The following is a 25,824-nucleotide window of genomic DNA, read 5'->3' on the forward strand; positions in this document are numbered from 1 at the left end:
CGGCGGGTATTTTCGTTGCTATGAGTTCAAAGGCACGAAAGCAATCATCGAAAAAGGGCGGCGCCGGTCCGGTAGCGTTCTTCGTGTCGCTGTTCATTGTGGCGTTGGGCACCATACAACTGGCATCGACGTTCCATACCTATGCGTTGAATCTGGCTGAATTGAACGGCCTGAAAAAGCAGGAGGCTGCATTGGTCGCCCAGAAGCGTGAATTGGAGAACGACATCGCCAGATGGAATGACAAGGCGTATGTCACCGCGCAGGCAAGGGATCGTCTGGGCTTTGTCTTTCCTGGCGAACAGGCGATTCGCGTCGAACATCCCGAGGCGGTGACCGGCAAAGAGGAATCGGACAAGGGAACGTCGTACGAGGAATCGACGAAGACGGTTCTGCCATGGTACAAGGAACTTGAGTATTCCTTCAAACAGGCGGACCAGTCGGATCCGGTGAAAACCGGTAAGACGGCGAAAACCACGCAAGATACCGGAAAGAAGGACCAGCAAAACGGTCAAAACGACCAGCAACAGGCCGACACCGGGCGGCAGTCAGGAGACCAACAACAGTGACACAGGATATGACGATTATCGAACAGGCCAAGGCGCTGGCGGCCAAGGTGCTCGCCCAGCCAGCCACCGAGCAGGACATCGCAGTGGTGGAACGTCAACTCGGTCGTTATCCACGAGGCATGGTCGCCATAGGAGCGCGTTGCGTATGCGGCCGTCCTCTGGCCGTGGTCACCCGACCATTGCTTCCGGGAGGTGTTCCGTTCCCAACGACATGCTATCTGACCAGTCCCGAGGCGGTGAAGGCGATCTCCCATATCGAGGCCGAAGGCAGAATGAAGGAATACAACGACAGGCTTGCTGAGGATGCGGACCTGCGTTCCGGATACGAACGTGCGCACGAGCTCTATCTGGCGTTCCGCCATGAGATAGCATCGGCCATGAAGGACAGCGAGGCCCACATCGAAGGCACCAGCGCGGGCGGCATGCCGGTGCGTGTCAAGTGCCTTCATGCGCTGCTGGCGCAGACGCTGGTGATGGGCGAGGGCGCCAATCCGATCGGAGACATGGCTTTGACCGCCATCAAGCATGAATTCGACCCGGCGGTATGCCGTTGCGCCGTGGACAATGAAGAGTGAGAGGTTGGAAACAATGGTGAAGTCTGTAACCGTCGCCGGTATCGATTGCGGCACGAATTCGATTCGTCTGAAGGTGTCCCGGGTGGATGAGAACGGTGTGGAGGACATAGTTCCTCGCATCCTTCGTGTGGTTCGGCTCGGCCAGGATGTGGACAAAACGCGCCGTTTCGCCGACGAGGCGTTGGAGCGTGCCTATGGGGCGGCCCGTGAGTTCGCCGACGTACTCGCCGAGCATCCGGTGGACGGCATCCGTTTCGTGGCCACATCAGCCACCCGAGACGCGGAGAACCGTGAGGAGTTCGAGAACGGCATCGAGAAGATCCTGGGTGTGCGTCCCGAAGTCATCCCGGGCACCGAGGAAGCCGACCTGAGTTTTCTGGGCGCCACCAGCATCGTCCATCGTGAAGTCGAAGCGCCGTATCTGGTGGTCGATCTGGGCGGAGGCTCCACGGAACTGGTTCTTGGCGGCGACGGCGTCACCTACCCGAGCACACAGGTCGAGGCGGCGTTCTCCATGAACATCGGATCGGTGCGTATGACCGAACGTCATCTGAAAAACGATCCGCCGACGGAAGCGCAGATCGCCGAAGCCGTAGACGACATCGACGCACATATCGACGAGGCATTCGGAACGGTGCCCGCAGGCAAGGCCAGAACCATCATCGGCGTGTCCGGAACAGTCACGACCATGACCGCATTGGCCATGGGTCTGACGGAATACGACCATACCGCCGTGGACGGCGCGCGTTGCACTTTGAAGGACGCCTACGCCGTTGACGACCGTTTCCTGCGCATGCCCCGCGAGGAGCGTTTGACCTATAAGACCATCCACCCCGGACGCGTTGACGTGGTGGGTGGCGGCGCGCTGGTGTGGAACCGCGTGCTCGCCAAGGTGTCCGAAGCCGCATACGCGGATCACGGGCAACGCATCGATTCCTTCATGGCCAGCGAACACGGCTTGCTGGATGGCATCGTGCTGGATTATGGCAGAAGATTGCTTGCCGCGCGCTGACGTGGCATAATAGCTTGGCGTCGGCCTTTCGGCTGGCGCGAAGCCTCCATGGCGAAATTGGTATACGCAGTCGACTTAAAATCGACCTCTTCGGATTGCGGGTTCGAGTCCCGCTGGAGGCACTTTCGCGATTGACGTTCTCGTGCACGGATTATACGTCCGGCATAGCGTTCCCGAAACAATCCGTGGGTACACTGTCGGGCATCGACAATTTATACGAACTGGAACGGATAGCGCATGACTTCGAACGACACCAGACCCGTGATTGAACAGCCAGATACTGAAATTCCTCTGATGCTCGCGCAGGCGATCATCGTCGCAGGAGTGCTCGCCGTCGGCGAGATAGCGTGCTCGCCGCTGTACTTCACATTGATGGATCATTCGCTGGCGCTCGTTCCATGGGCGTTAGAAGCGGTGTTCTTGGCTGTGGCGTTCAGCTTCGTCGTGGGATTCGCCATTCTGTGGTGCGCCGAATCCTTCACCTTCAAACTCAAGGAGAAGTTCCGCCCGTTCGGCTATGCGGTGACCGGACTGATCGGCTACGGCGTATGGAGTCTTCTGGTGTTCACTGCCACCATCAACTCGGTGCTCACCAAAGTGGGGGAGAACGTGCTTTCCAATGGGCAGATCGGTGCGATCACGCTCAACGGAGCCGCGTTGGGCTTCATCGCCTTCTTCTTCTCGAAACTGTTTGATGTCAAACTTGGCAATCGCAAGGGGATGGCAATCGCCATGCTTGTAGCGGAAGTCATCGTCGCCGTCCTGGGACTGCTCATCATGATCCGCATGTTCAGTGTGCTCTACGCCGCATAGCCGGGTGTGGCCTTTCGGGGAAGGGGAATATGTTCAGCATTTTGGAGATGTTCACCATCGGCGTCGGCCCGAGTTCGTCGCATACCGTCGGACCGATGGTCGCGGCAAGCGGTTTCGCGGATTCCCTCAAACGCAATGGCGTGCTGGACCGGGTCGGTCGTGTGAGGACGGTGTTGTACGGTTCGCTCGCCCTGACGGGTCTGGGACATGGCACCGACCGTGCCGTGCTGGCGGGGATGGAAGGTAATGTCCCGAAAACCGTCGATACCGAGCATATGAGCGTCATCCGCGACGAATGCGAGAAGAATGGCGAATTGATGCTCGCCGGAACCCATCGCATCGGTTTCGATTATGACCGCGATGTGGTGATGGACGTGTGGCACCGTATGGCGGCTCATCCCAATGGAATGCGGTTCCAGGCATTCGATCGGCAGAACAATCTCGTCGACGAGCAGGTCTGGTATTCGGTCGGAGGCGGTTTCGTAAGGCGGGGATCCGCCGATGATCCGATGATCGGCATTCATGAGAAAACGCTCGAGGGGACCGCGTTCGTCGACCGGGATGACGATTCCCTGACCGAAACGGATGCTCCCTATCCGTTCTCCACATGCGATGAGCTGATTTCGCTGTGCGATGAACATCATATGAGCATCGCCGATGTGGTGTGGGCGAATGAGACGTCCATGCGCTCGGCCGTGCAGGTGCGCAGCGAACTGGACAACGTCTGGCGTGTGATGCGCCGTTGCGTGCGGCACGGTTGCTGCTCGAGCAGGAAGGTCCTTCCCGGCGGTTTGGACGTGCCACGTAGAGCGCCCAGGATGTACGCCCGGCTCGCATCCAATAGCGATGTGCTCAAAAGCGACAGGAAACGCGCGGACGCTGTGCTTGAATCGTCGGATGCCGCATGGGTCGACCTGTTCGCTCTGGCGGTATCCGAGGAAAACGCGGCCGGCGGACGCATCGTCACAGCACCGACCAATGGCGCCGCGGGAGTCATTCCCGCGGTCCTCCACTACTACTGGCATTTCGTGGATCATGCGAGTGAGGATGGCGTGGTGAAATTCCTGCTGACGGCGGGGGCGGTCGGATATCTGTTCAAACGCAACGCGTCGATCTCCGGCGCGGAGGTCGGATGCCAAGGCGAGGTCGGCACAGCCTGTTCCATGGCGGCTGCGGGACTGTGCGCGGTGATGGGCGGCACTCCGCATCAGGTGGAGAATGCCGCGGAGATTGGCATCGAACACAATCTTGGCCTGACCTGCGATCCGGTCGGTGGCCTGGTGCAGATCCCATGCATCGAACGCAACGCCATGGCCGCCAACACCGCCATCAATGCGGTGCGCATGGCCATGCTGGGCGACGGCACGCATATCGTGAGCCTGGATCAGGCCATCAAAACCATGAAGGACACCGGCGGGGACATGATGGCCAAGTACAAGGAGACGTCAAAGGGAGGCCTTGCTGTCAACGTTGTTGAATGCTAGCGGTGGGTGGTGCTAATCTTGGTGGCATTGTGTTTTTCCAAGGAGGTTCACCATGGCATCCGAAATGCCCACTGTCAATGCCGAATTCGGCGATCGCCCGACCCTCGAATTCCCGACCGAAAATGCCCCCGCGGGGCTGAAAGTCGTGGAGCTGCTTGAGGGCAACGGTCCGATGGTCCGCCGTGGGAACACCGTCACCGTCAACTACCATGGTGTGGTCTGGGGCAAGGACACCCCGTTCGACTCCAGTTTTGATCGCCACCAGCCTGCCACGTTCGGCATCGGCGTCGGCCAAGTCATCAAGGGTTGGGATCAGACCGTTCCGGGACACAATGTCGGTTCGCGTCTGGTGGTGTCCATCCCGCCGGAATACGGCTATGGCTCCCGCGGAGTCCCGCAGGCCGGCATCGGCGGCGATGACACTCTGGTGTTCGTGATCGACATCATCTCCACCCGCTGAACGACGGGTAATATTCTTCCAAGGTCAAGGAGGATAACATGGCCGAAGAAAAGACGATTCTGCTGACGCAGGAAGCGTACGACAAGATGAAGCAGGAGCTCGCCTGGCGTGAGGGCGAGTACCGCGACGAGATTCTGTCCAAGGTCTCCGCGGCGCGTGCCGAAGGCGATTTGAGCGAAAATGGCGGCTACCAGGCCGCCCGTGAGGCACAGCGTGTGAACCAGGGGCGCATCGACGAATTGACCGTCAAGCTGCGTAACGCGAAGATTCTGACCGCGCCTAAGGCGGGCGAGGTCGGTGACGGTTCCCTGGTGACGCTCGAGGTCAATGGCCGCGAAATGGTGTACGTGCTTGGCACCCGCGATCTGGCCATCGCCACAGATTACAGCATCATCAGCCCGGAATCCCCGATTGGCGCTGCCATCAACGGCGCCCATGCGGGCGATACGGTGACCTACACCGCTCCGAACGGACGCGAGATTTCCGTGACCATCAAGGAAGCCAAGCCGCTCGCCTGACCTTCCGGTCGTTGATGGAAGAGCCCGTTCCCATCGCATTCATATCGATGGGAACGGGCTCTTCGTGATTTCGGCGGACCATGCCGTCGATATCATGCCCACAGTTGCACGATCACCATGTAGATGGCTACCATATGGCAGGCGTATCCCGCCACGGTTCCGGTGTGGAAAATCTCATGGAATCCGAACACCTTCGGCCATGGATCCGGCTTGCGCAGGGCGTATACGATGGCGCCGGCGATATAGCATGCGCCACCCGCGCAAAGCAGCACCACCACGGCCGGTCCCGCGTAAGGGGACATCCAGAACAATCCCATGAATGCCACTCCGGACACTCCGAAGATGATGTAGACGAGGACGTAAAGCCAACGGGGCGCGCTGATCCAGATGACATGGATGATGAGCGCTATGGTGGTGCACGTCCACATGCCGGCGATGATGGAGTTGCGCCAGAACGGCGTGAGCGCGAAGGACACGGGCGTGTAGGTGCCCGCGATCAACAGAAAGATGTTCATATGGTCGATGCGCCTCAGCACGTCGGTGACGCGGGGAGACCAGTCTCCCAAGTGATAGCAGGCGGAGTTGCCGAACAGCACCAGCGAGCAGGTCATGAACACGGCGCATGCCCATTTGAGTCCCGTGCCATGTGCCAGACAGATCAGCACGATTCCCGCGGCGAGGGCCAGGGGAGTGGCTACGGCGTGTATCCAGCCGCGCAGAAGTGGTTTCGGCCTGCCATGTACGTCGAGTCGGATCTTGCGTTCGATCTCGGCGGGAACGATGCCTTCGATCTTCGCCGCATGTGCCTCGCCTTTGGCTATGGCGCGCTTGGCTTTCGCATCCGCCTTGCGTCGGATGTTGTCTGCCTTGTTATGGGCCTTCACCCGGATGGTCTCTGCCTTCGCCTGCAAGGCCTGTTCGCGCGCCTCGGCGATGACCGCGCGCTTGGCCTCTATCTCTTTGTCTGTGGGTTTTGCCATCGCATGCCTCCACGATAAGTTACGGAACCGTAACCTACGTTATCGTAATAGCCGGATATGTCAATCGGCGATTCCATATTGTACGTGGATATATGGTGTGCGAACCTCCTGTTTGGTGCGTATGATGGAGTGCATGGCTGATTTCTCACATATCCTGATGACTCGACCGGATTTAGGCGATGACGACCGCGAATGGTTACACCAGCTAGTGGCCGATTGGCAGGTCATAGCCGATTTGAGCTTCGCTGACCTGCTGCTGATTCTGCAGAACGGCGATGGCGAATATATCATCGCCGAGCAGTGCCGGCCGTCCACGGTGATGAGCCTGAGGTCCGACGACGTGGTCGGCAGCGTCGCTCCAGATTCCATACGCGCCGAACTCGATGCGGCCATGGATTCCGAATCAGTGTTCCGTTCGACGCAGCTGCGTAGCGTAGGCAAGGCCAAAGTGTGTAATGTGTACGCTCCGGTGCGGCATAATGGCAAGACTCTGGGATTGGTGGTCCGTGAGACCAACATGGCCACCCGCGAATCGAACGGTCGATATGAATCCGAAAGCATTGGCGCGGGCAAGCAACTGTATGAGATGATTCCAAGAGGCCAGTTCCCATACCGCAATCCGATCATGAACCAGCGTCACAACGCGCGTGTGTCGGATGGATTCATCGTGCTCACCGTCGACGGCATCGTCCGGTACGCTTCCCCTAATGCCATCAGCTGTTTCCGCCGTCTGGGATCGGTCAGCACCATGCAGGGGGAGTATCTGAGCGAGATCGGCACCAGTCTGTTGCGTGAGAATGATCCCGTGCTGGAGACCCTTCCGCTGGTGCTCAGCGGAAAGGCCGCCGCGGATTCCGAGCTGGATGCCAACAAGTCCGCCGTCTCCATGCGTTCGTTGCCGTTGATGGATGCCAATGGACGTGTGGGAGGCATCGTGCTGTGCCGTGACGTCACCGAGCTGCGTCGCCGGGAAAAGGAACTGCAGACCAAGGACGCCACCATTTCCGAGATTCACCATCGAGTGAAGAACAATCTGCAGGCGGTGTCAGCGTTGCTGCGCCTGCAGGCACGCAAGACCAAATCCGAAGAGGTCAAGAAGGAACTCAAGGAGGCCCAGCGCCGTGTGCAGACCATCGCGATGGTGCATGAGGGGTTGAGCCAGACCGCCGATGAGATCGTCGACTATGACAAGGTCATTTCCAACCTGCTGAAGATGGCCGTCGATCTGGCCACCATGCGGGACCAGCATATCGGCATCGACTTCATCGGTAAGTTCGGCATGATGCCGGCACAGGATGCCACGCCATTGTCGTTGGTGCTTACCGAGCTGATCACCAATTCCGTGGAACACGGTTTTGAAGGACGCAAGGACGGCCATATCACGATTTCCGTCGGGCGTGGCGGCAACAACCTCAATGTCGTGGTAGAAGATGATGGAACCGGTCTGGCGGACGAGGAACACGACGGTATGGCGCGTTCCTCCGGTTCGGGACTTGGCACCCAGATCATCAACACATTCGTCACCAACGATTTCGGTGGAACGGTGCATTGGGAGCTGCGTCGCGGCGGAGGAACTCGAGTGGTGCTCGACATGAAGCTGCGTGCTGCACAGGATAGCTGACGGTTCGAACGGATATGAGAAAAGGCGGCTGGGTCTGTTCCCTAGAGGGAACAGACCCAGCCGCCTTTGCACGCTCTGAAAATCGAATCTCAGACCTGCATCTGCATGGCCTGGGAACGGCGGGCGCGCATTGCGCGACGCTTGAGCGCGCGACGCTCGTCTTCGCTCAGGCCTCCCCAGACGCCGTAATCCTGATTGGTGTCCAGCGCGCATTTCAGGCATGCGTCAATCACCTTGCAGGTGCGGCAAACCGCTTTGGCCTCCTCGATTTGCTGATAGGCGGCGCCGGTGTTGCCGACGGGGAAAAACAGCTCCGGATCCTTGTCCCGGCATGCGGCCTTGGCTCGCCAATCAAAAGCACTGCTCATGTAATCGCCTTCCTCTTGCCTTAATCGGCATGTTATCCGTTACTTAGATAACCACGAATCGGAGTATTTTTCAAGAGTCTGGGCCAAAGAATTCAGGGAATTCCTAAAAGCCCGTGAATTCCACACATTGCACGGGATATGCCTTTGCCTGCTGGATGAAGGCTCCCCGCCCGGGAATGGCGTAGTCGTCGACTCCGAAACCATCCAGAATGGAGCCGGGAATTCCCAGCATCAGATCATTGGATCGTTCGCCACTAGGGAAAACTATACGTGTGAGGCATCGTTCGAGCAGGTTGTTTCGTGGTTGTTCTGCTGCCGCGATCACGGTGATGGAGGGATCGGCTAGCGCTTGCTTGAGCTCTTCGGCCTGTTCCGATTGGCTGAAGGGGTCGAGCAGTTCATCGGCATCATCCACGAACCAGATGATGCGTTCGTGTCTGGGTGAGGTTCTGCCGTCGTCCGTGACCGGTCCGGCATCGGTCCTTCGCGTGAACCGTATGCCGCATCGGCCTGTGTCGTACAGCCAGCTGGCGCAATGCAGCATCAGATTGGTTTTGCCGCTGCCGTATGCCCCGATTATGGCGATGTTGCCCTGGCTCACGTCGAGGAAGGCGGTGGAGACGAGCACTCCGTCATCGCCTAGGGCGAAGGGGACATGCTGCCATGTGTTGTCCGCAGGGATTGTGAGGTCGCGTAGGGAGGATCGTTTGGTAAGCGGATTGGAAAAAAGCGGCTTTGGATTGTCTATTCCGTTGAACTCAGAGGCGGTATTGACGGCTTTGACCAGTTCATCGATGCCGTGCACCGCGCTGCAAAGGAATGGCGTCGTGCGTTGTCCGTCATGGCAGTATGCGGCACCGGGAAAGGTGGCTGGAATCAGCGCCGCGTCTTTGGTGCCGATAAGCTCGTTCGATTGTATCTGGTCGGTGACGCGCAGACAGATACTCAAGGATATATTGGCTTTCATATCGGCATGGACCTGTCCCATGGGGTTTTGCGTGCAGACGATGAGATGCATGCCGAGTGATCGGCCAAGGGATGCAAGACGATTCAGACGTTGCATGTAATCGGGCAGACGGTCGCGCAATGCATGGAATTCGTCGATGACGACCACGAGCCGCGCGGGGGGATGAGCGAGCTGGTCGAAGCGTGCGACGCGTTCGGCTCCTACCAACGCTTCACGCCGTATCAATTCCTGCTCTATGGCGTTCAACGCGCGTACCGCGTGCGCGAGGTCGAGATCGCAGACATTGCCCACGGTATGCGGCAGATGTTCCAAAGCGTTGAATGTGGAGCCGCCTTTGAAATCGAGAAAAACAAAATGGAGGGTTTTGGGGCTGTGCTGGACTGCCAATGCCATGCACCAGCTGATGAGCAGCTCCGATTTGCCTGATCCCGTGGTGCCCGCGACTATGGCATGCGGTCCCGAGGCGGCCAGATTGACATGGAACGCGCCAAGCTCAGATACGCCGATGGCGCTTTCCGGCGAGGAAATCAGCCAATTGCGCACGATGGAGCGCCAGGGGAGGATGTCCGTGTGCAGCCCATACAGCTCTTCGAAGCTTGTGCGCGTCAAGTCATCGAATGCGAAAACGGGACGTGTCTGATCCTGACGGCATGCCGCATTGCCGACATTTAATTCCGCGTTGCCGTCGGAGGACTCCGCATGCTTGGCGCGCATGGCCATCGTAACCAGCATGAGCGCGCTGCCGAGCATGCCCGGAGCCAACATAGCCACATACATCCATTGGCGTTGCGCGCACATGATGGACAGCATGATGAGTTGTGCCAGCAACGGCGCGCTCCAACTGAGTAGCGTGAGACGCTGTTCGTTCAGGCATGGGGAACGTTTTTTGTTGCTCATGGTGCCAGACTGGACGCCTCCGACTGTCTGACGCAAGTCGAAACGTGGGTTGTGGTCGGAGAACGTGGGTTATCCACATTCTCCGGTGTGTCGTCAGTTCTCTTGGCTTTCAGACAGTGTTCCCACCGTCCCAGGCGAGTGTGTCCCGTTCGCCAGTTCGGAGAAAAGCTGGATGTTCCGCTCGTTGTCCAGCAGAACGCTCGATCCCACGCCATCGACGTAATAATCGGGGTCGGTCCAATACACGCTTCCCGAGATGCCGTTCTTGCCGGAGGCGCTTTTGAAGGCAAGGGCCATGCTCAACAGTGATGAGGTCGATGCCTTTTCGTCCACCGTCACCGAATCCAGCGCGGCGGTGGCGACCTTCTTGGTTTTGCCGAAGTCTGTCAGCGTCTGTCGTGACGCTCCTTTTTTGACGATGGCGTTGATGACCTGCCGTTGCCGGGCGGCGCGCCCGAAGTCGCCTTGTGCGTCCGCGTAGCGCATACGGGAGAACGCGAGTGCTGTGGTGCCGTCCACGGTATGGCATCCCGAAGTCCAATTCAATCCCGAGTAGGGGTCGTTGACCGTCTGGTCATAGCATAGGTCGATTCCTCCTAGAGCATCGACGACTTTGACCAGACCGCCGAATCGGACCATCGCCACATGGTTGATTTTCTGGCCGGTGATGTCCTCCACTTCGTTGACGAGCTGTTTGCGGCTGTACAGCTGCGCCACGGCATTGATCTTCATATAGCTTCCATCGATTTCCACAAGCGAGTCTCGTGGGATGGAGATAAACGAGGACGGTCCGTTCTTCGGTTTGGTGAGCACGAGGATCGTGTCGGTTCGGAAGCCTTCTACGTCGCCGGCGTCTCCTATGGTGCCTTCTCTTTCATCGGAACCGAGAATCAGCCAGCTTTCGCCGGCGGTGTCCGTTTTGGAGGTCAGCCATTCCTGTTTGTTGAGCTGCCCGTCGACCCAATTCCATGCGACGAGGATTCCGACCCCAAGCGTGAGGGCGATCACAAGGAACACGATGAGAACGATGCGACCGATGTGGACTTTTCTTGTGGAGACGGCCGATGTCGTCGCGGGAATGGATGGTTCCCCCGAACGTGGTGCCGTTCCTTGCGCCGCGGTGAACGTGGAGGAGGATCCTCGAACCTGCTGCGCCTGCGAGGTGTTGCGGGAGGATGCCGTCGGAGCGAATGAGGCGGGTGATTGTTCCCGGCGCCGTGTCCTTTCTGATGACGCTGCGGCAGGCGTGAAGCTCTGTGGTGCCGATGCTTGGGATGTCCGAGCCGTGCGCTTCGTGGTTTTCGCGGTTGCGGTGCGATTATGATGTGCCGCTGGAGCAAAGCTCGCCGGCTGGCCTGCCACGGCATCCTGCCTATGGGACGAGTTCATGAGTGAGGAATCCGTCTGCCTTCTGCGTCCCGATGCCGGAATGAAGCTCGGTGGCGTGCCTGCAGGCTCCTTCGTTCCGTTGTCTTCGTTCATGGTTCCTCCCAGAATAGAATCGTCCCTACACATATGCGCCGTGCAGGGACGTGATTGCGTGACTATGCGTCAGTTCTTTGCCGGAACGGCACATACCGTCGCATTGAGGTACCGGTCGGCAAGGCCGATGTACTGCCCCGTGACCGCGTCATGGATGGAGCCATCCTCCGGGTCGACGGTTCCTCCGGTGCTTGGATCGACCAGCGTGCCATCGGCCTTGGTGATCAGTCCGGTGGTTGGATCGGGGGCTTCGTTGGAGGAGTCATCCGTAGTTCCATCCGACTGGTCGCCATTTGCGTCGTTCGAATCGTCGTTGGAGTCAGTGGAATCAGTGGCGGCGTCGGAGGAGGAGTCATCCGACGCGAAGATCGGCTTGCCGTCGCGCATCTTTTCCCACAGCGTATCGGCTTCATCTGTCCACACGGAACGGTTCGGGTCGGAGGGGGCTTGGACCACGGGAACGGTCTGAGTCTGCAGATTGGTCATCGAAAAATCCTTCAGGCTCATGGCGAGTCCGGCCAGCGCGGCCGTGTCTGCCATGCCTTGGGAGATATTGAGCGATTTGAGCGCTGATTTCGCCAGTTGGTACAGCTGCGCGGTGTCGGTGAACAGGTTCTTGCTGAGCGCCTCGCTCAGCAGCTGCTTGATGAGGTATTGCTGACGGGTGGTTCGAGACGTGTCGGAACCGTCTCCCAGGCCGTGGCGCGTGCGGGCGTACTGGGTCGCGGCCACGCCATCGAGATGGTGCATTCCCTTGTCGAGCTTGAGTCCGGTATACGGGTCATCGACGTTTTGCGGAATGCACAGATCCACACCGCCGACCGCATCGATCATTTTGACCAATCCGGCGAAATCCACGACGATGAAGTTCTGGATGTTCAATCCGGTAAGGCTGTTCACCGCATTCAGGGTGCAGCTCGCCGCCGAGGCGAGGTCGCCTCCGGTTTGGTATGCGTCCGCGAATATGGAGTTGAACATGACGTTGTATTGGGCGGGGATTTTGCCCTTCGAGGTCTCGCATTGGGGCACATCCACGAGGGAATCGCGCGGAATAGAGACCAGATTGATTTCCTTACGATCGGAGGAGATCTGCGCGATCATGGTGGTGTCGGCCTGATGGTTGCCGACGACGTCGTCGAAACTGCCTCCGATGGCTTGATTCTCCGCACCGTCGCGCGAATCCTGTCCGATCAGCACGAATTCGATCGGCTGTCCGGAATTGGGGTCAATGATGGAGGTGTCGGCATCCAACGATCCCTGTCCGATCACGTTGACGGAATTGTTTCTGATGATGCCATCGACGTCCAGCCAAGTCGCGACCGCGGCGGTGCCGGCGAACATCAGCATGGCCGCAAGCGTCAGGGCGATTGCTGTCCGGACCCGGTGCCGTACCGTGTAGCCGAGGCTATGCCGTGGCTTCATGTCCTGGAAGCCGTTGATGTTAGGAAGCTTGTTGCCGGCTGTGGATGTTGTCACGGTGTTGCCTTCCTGATTGACGAGATGTATGACGCGGAGCGATTGAGAACCTGCCGCCACCCAAAAACCCTATTATAAAGGTGATGACTGATTTTTGTCGTTGCTATGGCTCCAGATCATGTCAATGACACCTCATATATCACATTTTTTCTGATATATGACCATTGACACGTTGGAATTTGACAAACTTACGTGTGGTGTGTGTATCCTGAACCAGTGCGCAGTACGCGCGGACAAAATGTGAATGTTATGGGGAGGGCTCATGTGGGGCGTGGTCGATGAGTCTTCCGACAATCCGCTTGCGGAGCTGTGGGGTCTGTTCAAGCGGGACGATGACGTGTCATGGCAGCATAAGGCGTTATGCTCGCAGACCGATCCCGAGGCGTTTTTCCCTGAAAAAGGCGGTTCCACCAGAGATGCGAAGAGGGTGTGCGCCCAATGCGAGGTGCGGGAGCAATGCCTGAAATGGGCGATTGATCATGATGAGCGCTTCGGTATTTGGGGCGGCATGAGCGAGCGTGAGCGTCGTCGGTACAAAAAAGAGCATAAGGAGCGGGCATAACGCACGGCACGTCCCATGCGTACACTTGAAATCATGAATTCTAACGCCAGCAGCGATATCCAGGCAATCGTGGCGGATCTGCTCAAGAGCAGGCCGTATACGCACCGACAGGACGTCGATATGTCCGTGGCCGCGGTGATCACCGCACAATATGACCTACGGTTTCTTGGGGTCACTATCGGCGCGGTGCTTGCCCAGCGCGTGCTTCCCGCGATGATCGTCATAGCCGATTGCGCAGGGCGGGTCGAGCAGCCCATGCAGATGACATTCGACGTCATCCACTCATCGGAGGATGTGCTTACCGAGGTTCCTGAGGCCAAGACGGTGCGTGTCATCCTGGTCGGCGTGCAGGATGCTGACTCCTTCATGGATGCGGTGACGCAGGCGGTGAACCAGATCGATGTGGATGCCGGCATCCGTGCGCTATGGACGCTTCATGACGATTCCAGGCCGGCCGATGGCCGGTGTCTCGAAACGCTCCTCGATGCTTGGAGAAACAACCCGACCGCGTCGCTGCTTGGTTCCAAGCAGTTGGATTGGCAGGCGGAGAACCTTCACAATGTCGGTCTGTATGCGGGACACCACGATGTGGTCTCCTTGGTGGTTGACGGCGAGCCCGATCAGGAACAGTACGATGGACGTCAGGATGTGCTGGCGATTTCCCTGTCCGGAGCGTTGGTGCCATTGTCCACCCTGCGCATGTTCGGAGGGGCCGATCCGTGGTTCGGCACATTCGCCGAGTCCAAGGATCTGTGCCGGCGCATCTGCCTTGGTGGCGGGCGTGTCGTAGTAGTTCCCCAGGCGCGTATCGCCCATAGGAGGGCGCGCTTCGAAGGCATCCGTTCCAGAAACGGGCGTCCTGTGGAGGATGAGGACGGACGTATCGATCCATATCTTGCCATACGTGAGGCTAACGCCAAATACGCGTATACCGACATGCACCGTTCGTGGTGGCCATTGCTCTGGCTATGGTCCATCATCCAATCGTTGGGATTGGCGGTGCTGTGCCTGACCCGCAAGCAGCCATATCACGCTTGCTGCGAGCTGGCGATTCCCTGGCGCGCGATACTGCGTTTTCCCGGCGCATGGCGGGCGCGTGCCCGGCTGCGTGAACAGAGCAAGGTCACGATCAAGGCTTTGTCCACGCTCGCCGCGAACCGTCAGCAGATCAGGGAATGGCGGGATCGTCGCGGCGCTTTCCACGATCAGCAGGGAACTGTTCTGCTCAGTCCTCTTGGCAAGGCGCATCTACGCAAGCGTCTTCTACGTCGAGGGGGTTTTGCGATCGGCTCGGCCTTGATCGCCGCCATCTGGATCGTTGCGATGTTCTGGGATGTCTTCCGCGCCATATGTTCCGGCGCCTCGATGTATTCTCCGTCGTTGTTGCCTACGGACGCGGATTTCACCCAGCTGGCCCATGCCGCGACCACATCGTGGGCTTATGCTTCCGGTACCGGCATCAGCGCCCCAAGCGCGCCATGGCTATTGGTGCTGATGGCGTTCTCAGTGCTTTCCTGCGGACATGTCGCCACGGCGGTCGGTCTGATATTTTTCCTCTCCGCGCCGATCATGGTGCTTTCGTTCTGGGCTTTGGCCGGCGTCTTCACCCGTTCGGACGCGGTGCGTTGCGTGATGGCGCTGCTGTGGTTTGCGATGGCGTTGTCCATGGATGTTTATGCCGTGGCCGATGTGGCTATGCTGACGGTCATGATGTTCCTTCCTGCTGCCTTCGCGTTCTCGTTCCGCGCGGTCGGCATGTACCGAACGGAGGATCTGGTAAAGCCGCGCGCATCGGTGCAATCCGCGGCTCTTGCCGCATTGTGCTTCATTCCGGTGGTCGCGGCCGAACCGCAGCTGCTGCTGCCTTTGTTGTTGACCTTCCTGACGTTCCTGTTTCTTGTCCGGGCCCATAAGCCCACGCTGTTGCTGATTCCCCTTCCCTCCGCGTTCGTCTGCGCGCCGACGCTGGTCAATGTGGCCCGTTTCGCCAAAGACGGCACGTGGCGTCAGCTTTTCGGCAGTGTCATGCTGCCTTCCGTCCGCCGTGATGGCAACCCGGTCATTGCGAATCTGTCCGACCTGTTGTCCCGGGTGCTTGGCATCGGCGCCGGACATGAGTGGTGGGAATATGCGATCGTGGCCATTCTGGGAATGATCGTGGTGCTTGCTGCGGTGTCGCTGGTGCTGCCTTTCGTATTGCGCGCCTCTCGTATGATGTGGATTGCCATCGTCACGGGATTCGCGACGGCCATGCTTTCCGCGGCTGTCGCGGTAGCCGTGGATGTGAATGGACCGGTTGCAGGTTCCATGCTGCCCGGAACCGCGTATGCGATGCTGGGACTGCTTGCCTGCATCTGCATGGTGGCGGGCGGCGCGGTACAGCGATTCGTCATGCTGCGTCAGAAAGAAAACTCCAATGCCGTTGAAATCGAAGGACGCGCCACAAAGCTGATGCCAGCCGCCGCACGTGCGGGGCGTATTGTGCTGGTCTGTCTGCTGGCTGTCTCCGTTGTGGCATGCGCAGTATTCGACTATACCGAGCATGATCATGGACAGGTGCGGGCCAGTGATTCCGGTCTGCCGATGGTATCGACCGATTTCCTTGATCAGGACGACGCGCGTCGTGTGCTCGCCTTGCGTGCCGACAGCGCCGGATCGGTCAGTTACAATGTCATGCGCACCGGCCGAGGCGACCTGATAGACAGTTCTCCCGCACAGCGTGTCGAAGTGGTTGCCGGCCGTTTAGATGGTGATAGCAGAACCATAGCGCAGGATTGCGCCCAGCTTCTGGCGAATGCGGATTCCGATGCCATCGCGGAATTGGGCAAGCTTGGATTTGGCGGCATCTATGTCGTCAAGCAGAACGGCAGCAAGGCGCAACGGGAGGCATCGAGCCAGTTGAGTTCGAACATCGGAGCCTCGGACGGGACGCAGAACGTCGTCAGTTCCGATAACGGAACCTATTATCGTCTGGTGATTCAGGATTTGTCCAAGCAGCATATCGACCGCAGTGGATTCGATAAGGCCGACGCGAGCCCATGGCGTCGCGCATGGCTGTGGTGCATGGGCTTTGTCCTTGTGGCGTATTGCCTGGTGGCGCTTCCACGGATTCGTCGTCATGGTCAGGAGGAAGCATGAGCAGACATTCCCGTCCCAATAAGCCCCTGCGCGTTGTTCTTGCCGTTGTTTCGGTGCTGGCCATCATCGTTCTGATCGCAGCGTCCCTTGTCTATCGACCGTCATGGCTGCGTGCCGATTCCCCTTCGGTGGATCGTTCCTCCATCGGACGCTCCGTCAGTCCAAGACAACTGCAGACGTATTGTCCGTCGCGCATGACCATCGCCGACACCGGCTCCTACGGCGACAGCGAGTATCAGGCCTCCAACGGCGATATCGCATCTTCCGCGCGGTATTCCGCGTTCGGTTCCGTGTTCCATTCGTCGGTCGCATCGTTGGGCTCTGATTCGATGTCCTCCTCGTTGACGCTCGACAAGAAAAGCGTGGATTCCTCCGAAGACGTGTTCGTGGCCTCCGGCAACGTCGATGATGGCGCGCAGCTGCAGGATACGCGCCTGCTGACGGCTTCCGATGGCACCGGCGCCGCTTCGTCCGTGATGTCATGGGCCACCGATGGGGATCTTAAAGGCGTATCGGCAGCATCCTGTGTAGCTCCGACGCTTAAGCAGACCTTCCTGGTGCCGGGGACGAAGACCGGTATGACCCAGCAGCTGGTCGTGGCCAATCCATCGGCCAAAGCCGCATCGGTCAACGTTAAGGTCTGGGGTGCAGACAAGAGCGGTTCGCTGGCGCTTTCCACAGGATCGACGATGACGGTTGGTGCCGGCGAGGAATCGGTACTGAATCTTGCCGCGGCCGCTTCCGGACAGGAGGCGCTGTATGTCACCGTTTCCGGTGTCGATACTCCGGTCGCCGCGATAGTGCGCTCCGTTGCCATGGATGGTTTGGTTTCGAAAGGATCGGATTACATCGTTCCCAACAATGTCTCCTCCAAGGTCCTGGCTTTGGACGGGCTTTCCTATGGCGACAATATGACCCTGTATCTGTATGCCGCTCATAGAACCGATGTCACCGTATCTTGGGTGGATGCCAAGGGGGTGGATCCGGTCAATCAGCAGACCTTGGAGGCGGATCGGGCTTCCAGCATCGAATTGGGCGATGTTCCCAAGAATGCGACGGGTGTCATTATCAGTGCTTCCAAGCCGATTTCGGCCGCTGCGAAGGTTGTGCAGGACGGTACTGACGGACAGTCCGACTTCGCTTTGGCCAATGCGTCGGTGCCGGCGAAGATCTCCGCCATCGCGGTTCCGGACAGGTCCACCGCGCAGATTGGCCTGCTCAACATCTCGAAAGAGGAGTGTACCGCGACGATGACCTCATATGACGCGGATGGCAGTCTGGTGGACAAGCGCCAGATAACCTTGGGGCCATCCGCTTCGATGTCGGTGGATGTGGACGACATCAACGATGGTGACGTCGCGGCCATCAGGCTTAAGGATTCCTCGGCCAGCATGGTCTGGAACCTTCGCATCGGGCAGCAGGATGTTTCCGACGCGAAACTCGCTGGGCTTTCCGTCATCGGTGCCGCCGATTTGAAGGAGGCCAGGGAACAGGTCTGGGCCAATCAGGACATGACCGTCGTTCGCTGACGGTCACAGACCCCAGTCGGGATCGATCTCCTCCGGGCGACGCCCATAGAGTTCCGCTAGACGCGAAACCACCTCATCGCGAATCGAGAATTGCAGATCCATACGGCTGCGCGCATGCGATTGCAAGGGCATACGATACAGCACGATGCGCGGAGGAATCCCATGCCCGGCCGGAAAGGACTGCGATCCGAGATGCGGAACGGCTTCCCAGGGAGCGGGATCCGATGGAGGAACGTCTTCCACCGCGAATTGGACGGGGCCGACGAGTTCCGGCCAGGCTTCGTTGAGTCTGCGTATCTGCGCCACCAGCATATCGTCGAACATGCCGCTTCGGGTGCGGTATTGCGGCAATCTGGTGCCGAACATGGGTGTGCGCATGCCGCGGCCATGACGATTGCGGTATATCGGAGCTTCCCAAGGCATTTGATGCATGTTTCCTACCATATCAGGGGTTTGCACGGAGAACATGCGATACCATGGTAGGCATTGGCTCAACGAAAGGAAGGACAATCATGGCGGATGTTTCCGTACCTTGCTGGGATGCCGTGGACGTCGAAGAGCTTTGCGAGGAAGCGGAGCTGATCGCCTTCGATTTGGACAGCACGTTGGCGCGTTCCAAAAAGCCAATGAAGGACGATATGGCCAACATCTTTTCCATTTTGACCTCGCTGATCGATGTCGCGGTGATAACCGGTGGAAAATACGCGTTGCTGCAAAGCCAGGTCGTGGACAGGCTGACCGGTCAGGCCAATCGTTCGAAACTTCATCTCATGCCTACCAGCGGAACCCGCTACTATCGTTGGGATGGTCGGCGGTGGACGTTGGTATTCGCGCATGATCTGAGCGATGAGGAGCGTGCCAAAGCCAAGGAATCGTTGGAGCGCAACGCCCGCGAACAGGGCATCTGGAGCGATTATGCGTGGGGCGAACGCATCGAGGACAGGGGCAGTCAGATCACCTTCTCCGCTCTGGGACAGTCCGCGCCGATTGAGGCCAAGGAGGCATGGGACCCCACGGATGAGAAAAAACGCAGACTGGCTCGTGCGGTTGCGGCCGAACTGCCGGAATTGGAGGTCAGACCTGGTGGAGCCAGCAGTGTCGACATCTCCCAGCGTGGCGTTGATAAATCCTTCGCCGTCCGCGAACTCGCCGACATCCTCGGGATGGAAGTCGGCCGAATCGTCTTCATCGGCGATCGAATGGAACCAGGAGGCAATGATTATCCGGCTGCCATGGCGGGCACCAGAGCGGTCAAGGTGACTGGCCCCGCGGATACCGTGAGACTATGCGATGAAATCGTCGCCTGTCTATCCCGGTGAGGAGGACAGCTATGGAGCCGGTGGCGCGTGCGTTCGCGCATGTGGCGAATATGTTGTTCCCCCGTGGCTGCGTGGGATGCGATAGACCGGATGCGGTACTGTGCCCTGAATGCCATGCGTTGTTCAATGGTTGTCTCGCACAGACGCTCGGTACTGCCGAGATGGGGCGTTGGTTCGCGTGCGGATGGTATCGCGGTGCGGTCAGGCAGGCGATTCTTTCATGGAAGGACCATGGGGATGAGGAATGCGATCGACCGTTTTCCGAAGTGCTTTGTTCGCTTGCTGAGCAGGCTGGATTGCCGGATCATCTGGGTAATGTGTCTCGCGAGCAGGTACTGATCGTGCCCGCTCCCTCATCGCTTGCGTCCATGCGACAGCGTGGACGACGCCATATGATGCCTTTGGCGACGGGACTCGCATCGTACCTATGCGCCCGTACCGGAATGCATGTGCGGGCGTGTGAGGCTTTGGAGAATAGGGGCACAGCGGGAAGATCCGTTGAGACCGGAGGAACGGTGCAGCGCTCACAACGTCTGAAAGGTCGCATCACAACCCGCGGAAAGATCCTCCTGAAGAATAAGGCGGTGATTCTGGTGGATGACATCGTCACCTCCGGCACCACCATGCGCCGCTGCGTCGATGTCCTGTCCTCACAAGGCGCTGAAGTCGTCACGGTGCTTTCGTTGGCTCACACGCCTGCGGGCAAGCCAACGAAAGCAGGGCGTCACTTTTCGTCGGAAATATGATATTTCGGCAGTGTTATCTCAAAATCCGCACCACGCGGATCATCTACGACGCGTACCGTTCCACCATGCAATTGCGCGGCCCAACGGGCGATTGACAGTCCCAGTCCGGTGCCTCCCGACTCGGTACCCGGGCCGGTTTTGCCTTTGACGAATCGACGGAAGATATCGGAACGCGCCTCTTGGGGAATCTGGGAACCGAAGTTGACGACGTTCGTCACGATCGTGCAGTAGCCCCTGTCCTCATGTGCCTCGATGAGCACCGAGGTGTTGTCCGCGGAATGTTTGAGCGCGTTGGCGATGATATTGGTGAACAGCTGGCGTAATCTGTCCTGATCGCCCTCCATTTCGATGTCGTCGGGTACACGGACTTCGATATTGTGGGCGTGGCCGGCATCGGCGATTTCCAACGGTTCCACGGTTTCGTCGATGAAATCCGCGAAATTGAATTTATCGATTCTCAGACTTGCCGCGCCGGCTTCCATACGGGACAGGTCAAGCAGGAAGGCGATGAGATCCGAGAGACGGTGTGTCTGGTTGAGAATGCTTTCCAAATTCGACGGGGTCGGTTCCACCACGCCGTCGGCCATGTTCTCCACCATGGCCTGCAATGCAGAGACCGGTGTGCGCAGCTCGTGGCTTACATTGGCCACCATATCCCGGCGCATCTGGTCGGCATGCTGGAGTTCTTCGGCCATCTCGTTGAAGGACATGGCCAACTGACCGACTTCGTCGCGGTTGTTCTCATCGACATGCACGCGTACGGTGTAGTCGCCGTCCGCCATGGCCTCGGCCGCATCCCTCATTTCACGCAGGGGAGAGGTCAGTCCTCTGGAGAAGAAATAGGTGATGCTCAATGCCACTGCAAGGGTGATCGGCATGGCAATCCAGATGCTCAGCTCCACTTTGAGCAGAAACCAAGCCATGATGAAGGCGATGAGGGTGGAGATGGTGATCAGCACGCACAATTCGACCTTGAGCGATGAAAACGAACCAATAGGGCGTTCGGTATCCAAAGCATTGACCGAACGCCCTGGTTTCGAATCGGTAGTATGCATACCACCAAATACTAGCGCATCACTTCTGCGGCTCCGGCGGTTCGAACGCGTATCCGACGCCATGCACGGTCCGGATGGTCTTCGAACCCAGCTTATGTCGTAGCGCCTTGACATGCGAGTCCACGGTGCGGGTGCCGGAGGCGTCCACCCAGTCCCATACCTCTTCGAGCAGCTTCTCGCGGGTGAGCACGGACTTCGGCTTGCGGGCCAGTGTGGCGAGCAGGTCGAATTCCGTCGGGGTCAGATGAACCTGCTTGCCGTCTACGGTGACGATGCGTTGGGCCGGATCGATCACTAACGAGCCGAAATTGAGCAGCTTCTCGTTTTCGGAGTTCTTGGCGATGATCTTGGCGCGATCCACACGACGGAGCAAAGCCTTGCAGCGGGCGATGAGTTCGCGCATGGAGAACGGTTTGGTCATATAGTCATCGGCTCCGGCTCCAAGACCGATGACCTTGTCGGCCTCGTCATCTCGTGCCGTGAGAATCAGCACAGGCACAGGACGTTCCGCCACGATGCGCTTAGTGGCCTCAAGACCGTCCATCACGGGCAGCATGATGTCCATGATGACCAGGTCCGGACGAAGAGTGGACGCGGCCTGCACCGCGCTCGCGCCGTCGGAGGCCACGCGCGCGGTCCAGCCTTCCGCCGTGATGCGCTGCGCGATGGCCGTGGCCAGCGTCGGTTCGTCTTCGACCACCAGAACGGTATGCGGTTCCGTCGCTGTGGACTGTGCTGATGAGTTGAGCATGAAGTATTCCGCCTTTCTCAGTGTTCTGGCTTCAAGAATACTGCGCCCAATGCCGGGATGGTGATTTTCGCAGACCAGTCACGGGAATGGTATTCCCCTTCGACCGCCTCGAAAGTGCCATTGTGGATGTCGGATCCACCGTACTTCTTGTCGTCGGTGGTCAGCACTTCGGTCCATCGACCGCCCTTGGTGAGCGGAACCTGATAGTCCTCCCATGCCTCGCCGGAGAAGTTTACGACGACGACCATCTGCTCCCCATCCTTGCCGATACGCACGAAGCTGAGCGTGTTGTGATCGGCGTCATCGCTGGTGAGCCACTGGAAGCCCGCGGGGTCGAAATCCTGACTCCACAATGCGGGGGACGCCTTGTACAATGCGTTCAAATCGGCAACGAGCCTCTGCACGCCACGATGGTCTGGCCAGTTGAGCGCGTCCCAATCGATCGAACCGTCGTGGTCCCATTCGCCGTACTGCGCCACCTCATTGCCCATGAAGGAGAGCTTTTTGCCAGGGTGAGCCCATTGGTAGGCGAACAGTGCGCGTACTCCGGCGTAACGCTGCCAATCATCGCCTGGCATCTTGCCGAACAACGATCCCTTGCCGTACACGACCTCGTCGTGGCTGATCGGCAGCACGTAATGCTCGGAATAGGCGTACACCATGGAGAAGGTGATCTCGTTGTGATGCCACTTGCGGTTGATCGGCTCCTCATGCAGGTATTCCAAGGTGTCGTGCATCCAACCCATGTTCCACTTGAGTCCGAAGCCAAGGCCACCCGCGTCGGTCGGCGCGGTGACACCGGGGTACGCGGTGGATTCTTCGGCGATCATCATGATGCCCGGATTGTTCTTGTATGCGGTAGCCGTGGCCTCTTTGAGGAAGTCGATGGCTTCGAGGTTCTCACGTCCGCCATAGATGTTCGGATGCCACTGGCCCGGCTTGCGGCTGTAATCGAGGTAGAGCATGGAAGACACCGCATCCACACGCAAAGCATCGATATGATATTCATCCAGCCAGAAGCAGGCATTGGCGACCAGGAAGTTGCGTACTTCGCGGCGTCCGAAGTTGAACACGTAGGTGCCCCAATCAGGATGCTCGCCGCGGGTCGGGTCGGGATCCTCGTACAACGGGGTGCCATCGAATCTGCCGAGGGCGAACGCATCCTTCGGGAAGTGCGCGGGAACCCAGTCCATGATCACGCCGATGCCGGCGTCATGCATCTTCTCTACCAGATACTTGAAATCGTCGGGGCCGCCGAGTCTGGAATCAATCGCGTAATAGCCGGTCACCTGATATCCCCACGAGCCAGAGAAGGGGTGCTCGGCCAGCGGCATGAATTCCACATGGGTGAAGCCTTGCTTCTGGATGTAGGGAACCAACTTGTCGGCGAGCTCGCGGTAGTTGCTCACGTCTTTGCGCCAGCTGGAGGCATGCACCTCGTAGATGCTGACCGGTCCGTTGTGCGGATTGGTGGCGGCGCGCTTGTCCATCCACGCCTTGTCGCGCCATGTGTGGGTGGATTCCACGACGATGGAGCCGGTATGCGGCGGAATCTCGTGCGAGCGTTCCATCGGATCGGCCTTCATGACCCATTCGTTGTTGGCGTTGAGGATTTCGTATTTGTAGATGGTCCCGGCCTCGACGCCTGGCACGAACAGCTCCCAGACTCCGGAGGAGCCGAGCTCCCTCATGGCATGGGTGCGTCCGTTCCATCCGTTGAAGTCGCCGACCACGCGAACTGCATGGGCGTTCGGAGCCCATACTGTGAATGCGGTGCCGACCAGTTGCTCTCCCTTGGTCGCGTCGTTGGAGCCAAGGGGATCGTCATAACGCATCACGCGCGCGCCCAGCGCCTCCCAGAGACGCTCGTGTCGTCCCTCTCCGAAGAGATACATGTCCAGATCCCCGATGGTGGGCAGGTATCGATATGGATCGTCGGACACCACGACGGGGCCATCCTCGTATTCTGCCTTCACACGATAATCAGGGACGCCGAAACCATCGTCGGTGGCGATGGCCGGGACAAGTGCCATGAAAACGCCGTTGAATTCATGTACCGCCTGAGTCTGTCCTTTCTCGGTGATGATCGTCACGGTTTTTGCCAATGGACGTAGCACTCGGATCGTGACGACATCTTCGTGCCCGTCCGCGCCGAGATGCCCGCCAAGCACCTCGTGCGGATTGTAGAACGTACCGTTGCTCACCGCATCCAGGTCGCCCTGTGCAACAGGAACGGCAACGCTATCTTCTTTGATCTTGGATTCTGTAGCCATGGAAAAAGTGTAAGCATGAAACGCTTGAAAAATGGCTCGTGTCGCGGTTTTTTTTGAAATTCCGGCGATTTTTGGGCAAGTCCAGACCTGATGGCACAATAATTCGGGTTTTGTGTAAGCATTTCACGGAGGATTCATGGGTTATAAGGTCGGCGACATGGTCGTCTATCCACGTCATGGCGCTGCGAAGGTGGAGGCCATTACCGAGCGGACAGTCAAGGGCGTGACCCGTGAGTATCTGCAACTGTCGGTGCTTTCATCCGATGGGCTGGTCATCAATGTGCCGGTGGACAACGCCAAGAAGGTCGGTGTCCGGGATATCGTCGGCGCCAAGGAGGTGGCGAAGGTCTTCGAGATCCTGCGCACTCCGATCATCGAGAAGGAGATGAACTGGTCGCGCCGGTACAAGCTGAACGTGGAGAAGATCGCCACGGGCGACGTCAATAAGATCGCCGAGGTGGTGCGTGATCTTTCCCAGCGTGATGTCGACGAGCACGGATTGTCCGCGGGCGAGAAGCGCATGTTGACCAAGGCCCGCAGTATTCTGACCTCGGAGATCGCGCTGTCCGAACATCTTGATGAATCCGAGGCTCAGCGTCTGCTTGATGTGAATCTTGGGTACGAGCCGCCGCGGCCGGGTGATGAGCAGCATCACACCGAGGCTCCGAAGGAGGCGGCCATGGACACCTTGGCGCGTGTTGAGGCGGAAAACAAGAAGTCCAAAAAGAAGTAGGGACACTCATGCGCATCGGTCAGGGATTTGACGCCCATCGGTTCGCATCCCATGACGCAGGCAAGCCTCTTTGGCTTGCCTGTTTGCTTTGGGACGGCGATGGCATCGAAGGCGATTCGGACGGCGATGTGGCGGCTCACGCGCTGATCGACGCGTTGCTTTCCGCGGCTTCGTTGGGTGATATCGGCATGCTGTTCGGTGTTGGGGCCGATTCGGCCGGCGCGGGTGCCCATGGGGACGAGATGCTTCGAAAGACGGTCGATCATCTGCATGATCATGGTATGCGGCCGGTAAGCGCCAGCGTGGTCGTCATAGCGAACCGCCCGAAAATCGGCAGACGCCGTGAGGAGGCCCGGCAGGCATTGAGCCGGGCGGTCGGTTGCGACGTCTCCCTGACCGCCACCACCACGGACGGCATGGGATTCACCGGCGACGGTCAGGGCATAGCGGCCATCGCCAACGCGCTTGTGGAACCGATTATCTAATTCCTCATCCCGTC

The 25,824-nt window shown here is 58.8% G+C and carries 24 protein-coding genes and 1 tRNA gene; 16 read left to right on the plus strand and 9 right to left on the minus strand.

The genetic code is table 11. The features are described from left to right. Window positions 1-20 precede the first annotated feature (20 nt). From OU26_RS02980 to OU26_RS03015, 8 genes are all read left to right on the plus strand, one after another. Window positions 21-566, plus strand: coding sequence for an FtsB family cell division protein (locus OU26_RS02980; RefSeq protein WP_026645790.1), 546 nt, complete (start codon window positions 21-23; stop codon window positions 564-566). An 8-nt stretch (window positions 567-574) separates the two neighbouring features. Further along, window positions 575-1,141 (plus strand): DUF501 domain-containing protein, encoded by a 567-nt coding sequence (locus tag OU26_RS02985; protein ID WP_026645791.1) that lies wholly within the window; start codon window positions 575-577, stop codon window positions 1,139-1,141. Window positions 1,142-1,157: 16 nt separating this feature from the next. After that, the gene (locus tag OU26_RS02990; RefSeq protein ID WP_026645792.1) at window positions 1,158-2,153 is read left to right on the plus strand and encodes a Ppx/GppA phosphatase family protein; all 996 of its coding nucleotides are present in this window, start codon (window positions 1,158-1,160) and stop codon (window positions 2,151-2,153) included. Between the two features lie 42 nt (window positions 2,154-2,195). Then, window positions 2,196-2,275, plus strand: a tRNA-Leu gene (locus OU26_RS02995). Between the two features lie 115 nt (window positions 2,276-2,390). Continuing rightward, on the plus strand, window positions 2,391-2,966 hold the full coding sequence (locus OU26_RS03000) for a hypothetical protein (RefSeq protein ID WP_026645793.1): 576 nt from the start codon (window positions 2,391-2,393) through the stop codon (window positions 2,964-2,966). Window positions 2,967-2,995: 29 nt separating this feature from the next. Next, window positions 2,996-4,450, plus strand: a complete 1,455-nt coding sequence (locus tag OU26_RS03005; RefSeq protein ID WP_026645794.1) for an L-serine ammonia-lyase — start codon at window positions 2,996-2,998, stop codon at window positions 4,448-4,450. A gap of 52 nt (window positions 4,451-4,502) precedes the next feature. Continuing rightward, complete coding sequence (locus tag OU26_RS03010) at window positions 4,503-4,910, plus strand: FKBP-type peptidyl-prolyl cis-trans isomerase (RefSeq protein WP_026645795.1); 408 nt, start codon at window positions 4,503-4,505, stop codon at window positions 4,908-4,910. Window positions 4,911-4,948: 38 nt separating this feature from the next. After that, window positions 4,949-5,428 (plus strand): GreA/GreB family elongation factor, encoded by a 480-nt coding sequence (locus OU26_RS03015; protein ID WP_026645796.1) that lies wholly within the window; start codon window positions 4,949-4,951, stop codon window positions 5,426-5,428. Window positions 5,429-5,520: 92 nt separating this feature from the next. On the opposite strand, the gene trhA is transcribed toward OU26_RS03015, so the two are convergent. Beyond that, a complete protein-coding gene (gene trhA / locus OU26_RS03020) occupies window positions 5,521-6,408 on the minus strand; it encodes a PAQR family membrane homeostasis protein TrhA (RefSeq protein ID WP_026645797.1) in 888 nt (295 codons plus the stop codon). A gap of 133 nt (window positions 6,409-6,541) precedes the next feature. On the opposite strand from trhA, the gene OU26_RS03025 reads away from it, so the two are divergent. Beyond that, window positions 6,542-8,029: a sensor histidine kinase gene (locus OU26_RS03025; protein ID WP_026645798.1), complete on the plus strand. Its 1,488-nt coding sequence runs from the start codon at window positions 6,542-6,544 to the stop codon at window positions 8,027-8,029. A gap of 89 nt (window positions 8,030-8,118) precedes the next feature. On the opposite strand, the gene OU26_RS03030 is transcribed toward OU26_RS03025, so the two are convergent. The 4 genes from OU26_RS03030 to OU26_RS03045 form a co-directional block, all read right to left on the minus strand. After that, window positions 8,119-8,397 carry a WhiB family transcriptional regulator gene (locus OU26_RS03030; protein ID WP_003809589.1) on the minus strand — a complete coding sequence of 93 codons (279 nt, stop codon included), beginning with the start codon at window positions 8,395-8,397 and terminating at the stop codon, window positions 8,119-8,121. A gap of 103 nt (window positions 8,398-8,500) precedes the next feature. Further along, window positions 8,501-10,261 carry an FtsK/SpoIIIE domain-containing protein gene (locus OU26_RS03035; protein ID WP_033498880.1) on the minus strand — a complete coding sequence of 587 codons (1,761 nt, stop codon included), beginning with the start codon at window positions 10,259-10,261 and terminating at the stop codon, window positions 8,501-8,503. A gap of 93 nt (window positions 10,262-10,354) precedes the next feature. Further along, window positions 10,355-11,743: an LCP family protein gene (locus OU26_RS03040; protein ID WP_193345877.1), complete on the minus strand. Its 1,389-nt coding sequence runs from the start codon at window positions 11,741-11,743 to the stop codon at window positions 10,355-10,357. Between the two features lie 69 nt (window positions 11,744-11,812). Beyond that, the gene (locus OU26_RS03045; protein ID WP_193345880.1) at window positions 11,813-13,165 is read right to left on the minus strand and encodes an LCP family protein; all 1,353 of its coding nucleotides are present in this window, start codon (window positions 13,163-13,165) and stop codon (window positions 11,813-11,815) included. Window positions 13,166-13,481: 316 nt separating this feature from the next. Here OU26_RS03045 and OU26_RS03050 point away from each other — a divergent pair, with 316 nt between their 5' ends. Genes OU26_RS03050 through OU26_RS03060 form a run of 3 tightly spaced genes read left to right on the plus strand, consistent with a single transcriptional unit; the run spans window position 13,482 to window position 18,448 of the window. After that, window positions 13,482-13,781 (plus strand): WhiB family transcriptional regulator, encoded by a 300-nt coding sequence (locus tag OU26_RS03050; protein WP_026645802.1) that lies wholly within the window; start codon window positions 13,482-13,484, stop codon window positions 13,779-13,781. A gap of 33 nt (window positions 13,782-13,814) precedes the next feature. After that, window positions 13,815-16,919, plus strand: coding sequence for a glycosyltransferase family 2 protein (locus OU26_RS03055; RefSeq protein WP_026645803.1), 3,105 nt, complete (start codon window positions 13,815-13,817; stop codon window positions 16,917-16,919). Continuing rightward, window positions 16,916-18,448, plus strand: a complete 1,533-nt coding sequence (locus tag OU26_RS03060; protein WP_026645804.1) for a DUF5719 family protein — start codon at window positions 16,916-16,918, stop codon at window positions 18,446-18,448. The genes OU26_RS03055 and OU26_RS03060 overlap by 4 nt, the downstream gene beginning before the upstream one ends. A 3-nt stretch (window positions 18,449-18,451) precedes the next feature. Here the strand turns inward: OU26_RS03060 and OU26_RS03065 are convergent, their stop codons facing one another. Further along, window positions 18,452-18,880 carry a metallopeptidase family protein gene (locus tag OU26_RS03065; RefSeq protein ID WP_026645805.1) on the minus strand — a complete coding sequence of 143 codons (429 nt, stop codon included), beginning with the start codon at window positions 18,878-18,880 and terminating at the stop codon, window positions 18,452-18,454. A gap of 80 nt (window positions 18,881-18,960) precedes the next feature. Between OU26_RS03065 and OU26_RS03070 the strand changes: the two genes are divergently transcribed. Continuing rightward, window positions 18,961-19,767 carry an HAD-IIB family hydrolase gene (locus tag OU26_RS03070; protein ID WP_026645806.1) on the plus strand — a complete coding sequence of 269 codons (807 nt, stop codon included), beginning with the start codon at window positions 18,961-18,963 and terminating at the stop codon, window positions 19,765-19,767. A gap of 443 nt (window positions 19,768-20,210) precedes the next feature. Beyond that, window positions 20,211-20,513: a ComF family protein gene (locus OU26_RS10450; protein WP_241435487.1), complete on the plus strand. Its 303-nt coding sequence runs from the start codon at window positions 20,211-20,213 to the stop codon at window positions 20,511-20,513. Here OU26_RS10450 and OU26_RS03080 read toward each other — a convergent pair. From OU26_RS03080 to glgB, 3 genes are read right to left on the minus strand one after another with little or no spacing between them, the layout of a single operon-like run. After that, window positions 20,492-21,568, minus strand: coding sequence for a sensor histidine kinase (locus tag OU26_RS03080; protein WP_026645808.1), 1,077 nt, complete (start codon window positions 21,566-21,568; stop codon window positions 20,492-20,494). The two genes, OU26_RS10450 and OU26_RS03080, sit on opposite strands and share 22 nt — an antisense overlap. A gap of 19 nt (window positions 21,569-21,587) precedes the next feature. Further along, window positions 21,588-22,319, minus strand: a complete 732-nt coding sequence (locus OU26_RS03085) for a response regulator transcription factor (RefSeq protein ID WP_026645809.1) — start codon at window positions 22,317-22,319, stop codon at window positions 21,588-21,590. A 17-nt stretch (window positions 22,320-22,336) separates the two neighbouring features. Beyond that, window positions 22,337-24,592, minus strand: a complete 2,256-nt coding sequence (glgB, locus tag OU26_RS03090; protein ID WP_026645810.1) for a 1,4-alpha-glucan branching protein GlgB — start codon at window positions 24,590-24,592, stop codon at window positions 22,337-22,339. Window positions 24,593-24,728: 136 nt separating this feature from the next. On the opposite strand from glgB, the gene OU26_RS03095 reads away from it, so the two are divergent. Together OU26_RS03095 and ispF are read left to right on the plus strand one after the other, a co-directional pair. Continuing rightward, window positions 24,729-25,325, plus strand: a complete 597-nt coding sequence (locus OU26_RS03095) for a CarD family transcriptional regulator (RefSeq protein WP_026645811.1) — start codon at window positions 24,729-24,731, stop codon at window positions 25,323-25,325. An 8-nt stretch (window positions 25,326-25,333) separates the two neighbouring features. Then, window positions 25,334-25,810 carry a 2-C-methyl-D-erythritol 2,4-cyclodiphosphate synthase gene (ispF, locus tag OU26_RS03100; RefSeq protein ID WP_026645812.1) on the plus strand — a complete coding sequence of 159 codons (477 nt, stop codon included), beginning with the start codon at window positions 25,334-25,336 and terminating at the stop codon, window positions 25,808-25,810. Window positions 25,811-25,824: the final 14 nt, after the last annotated feature.

Origin of the sequence: Bifidobacterium ruminantium DSM 6489 (genome assembly GCF_000770925.1) — a bacterium.
Lineage (GTDB): Bacteria > Actinomycetota > Actinomycetes > Actinomycetales > Bifidobacteriaceae > Bifidobacterium > Bifidobacterium ruminantium.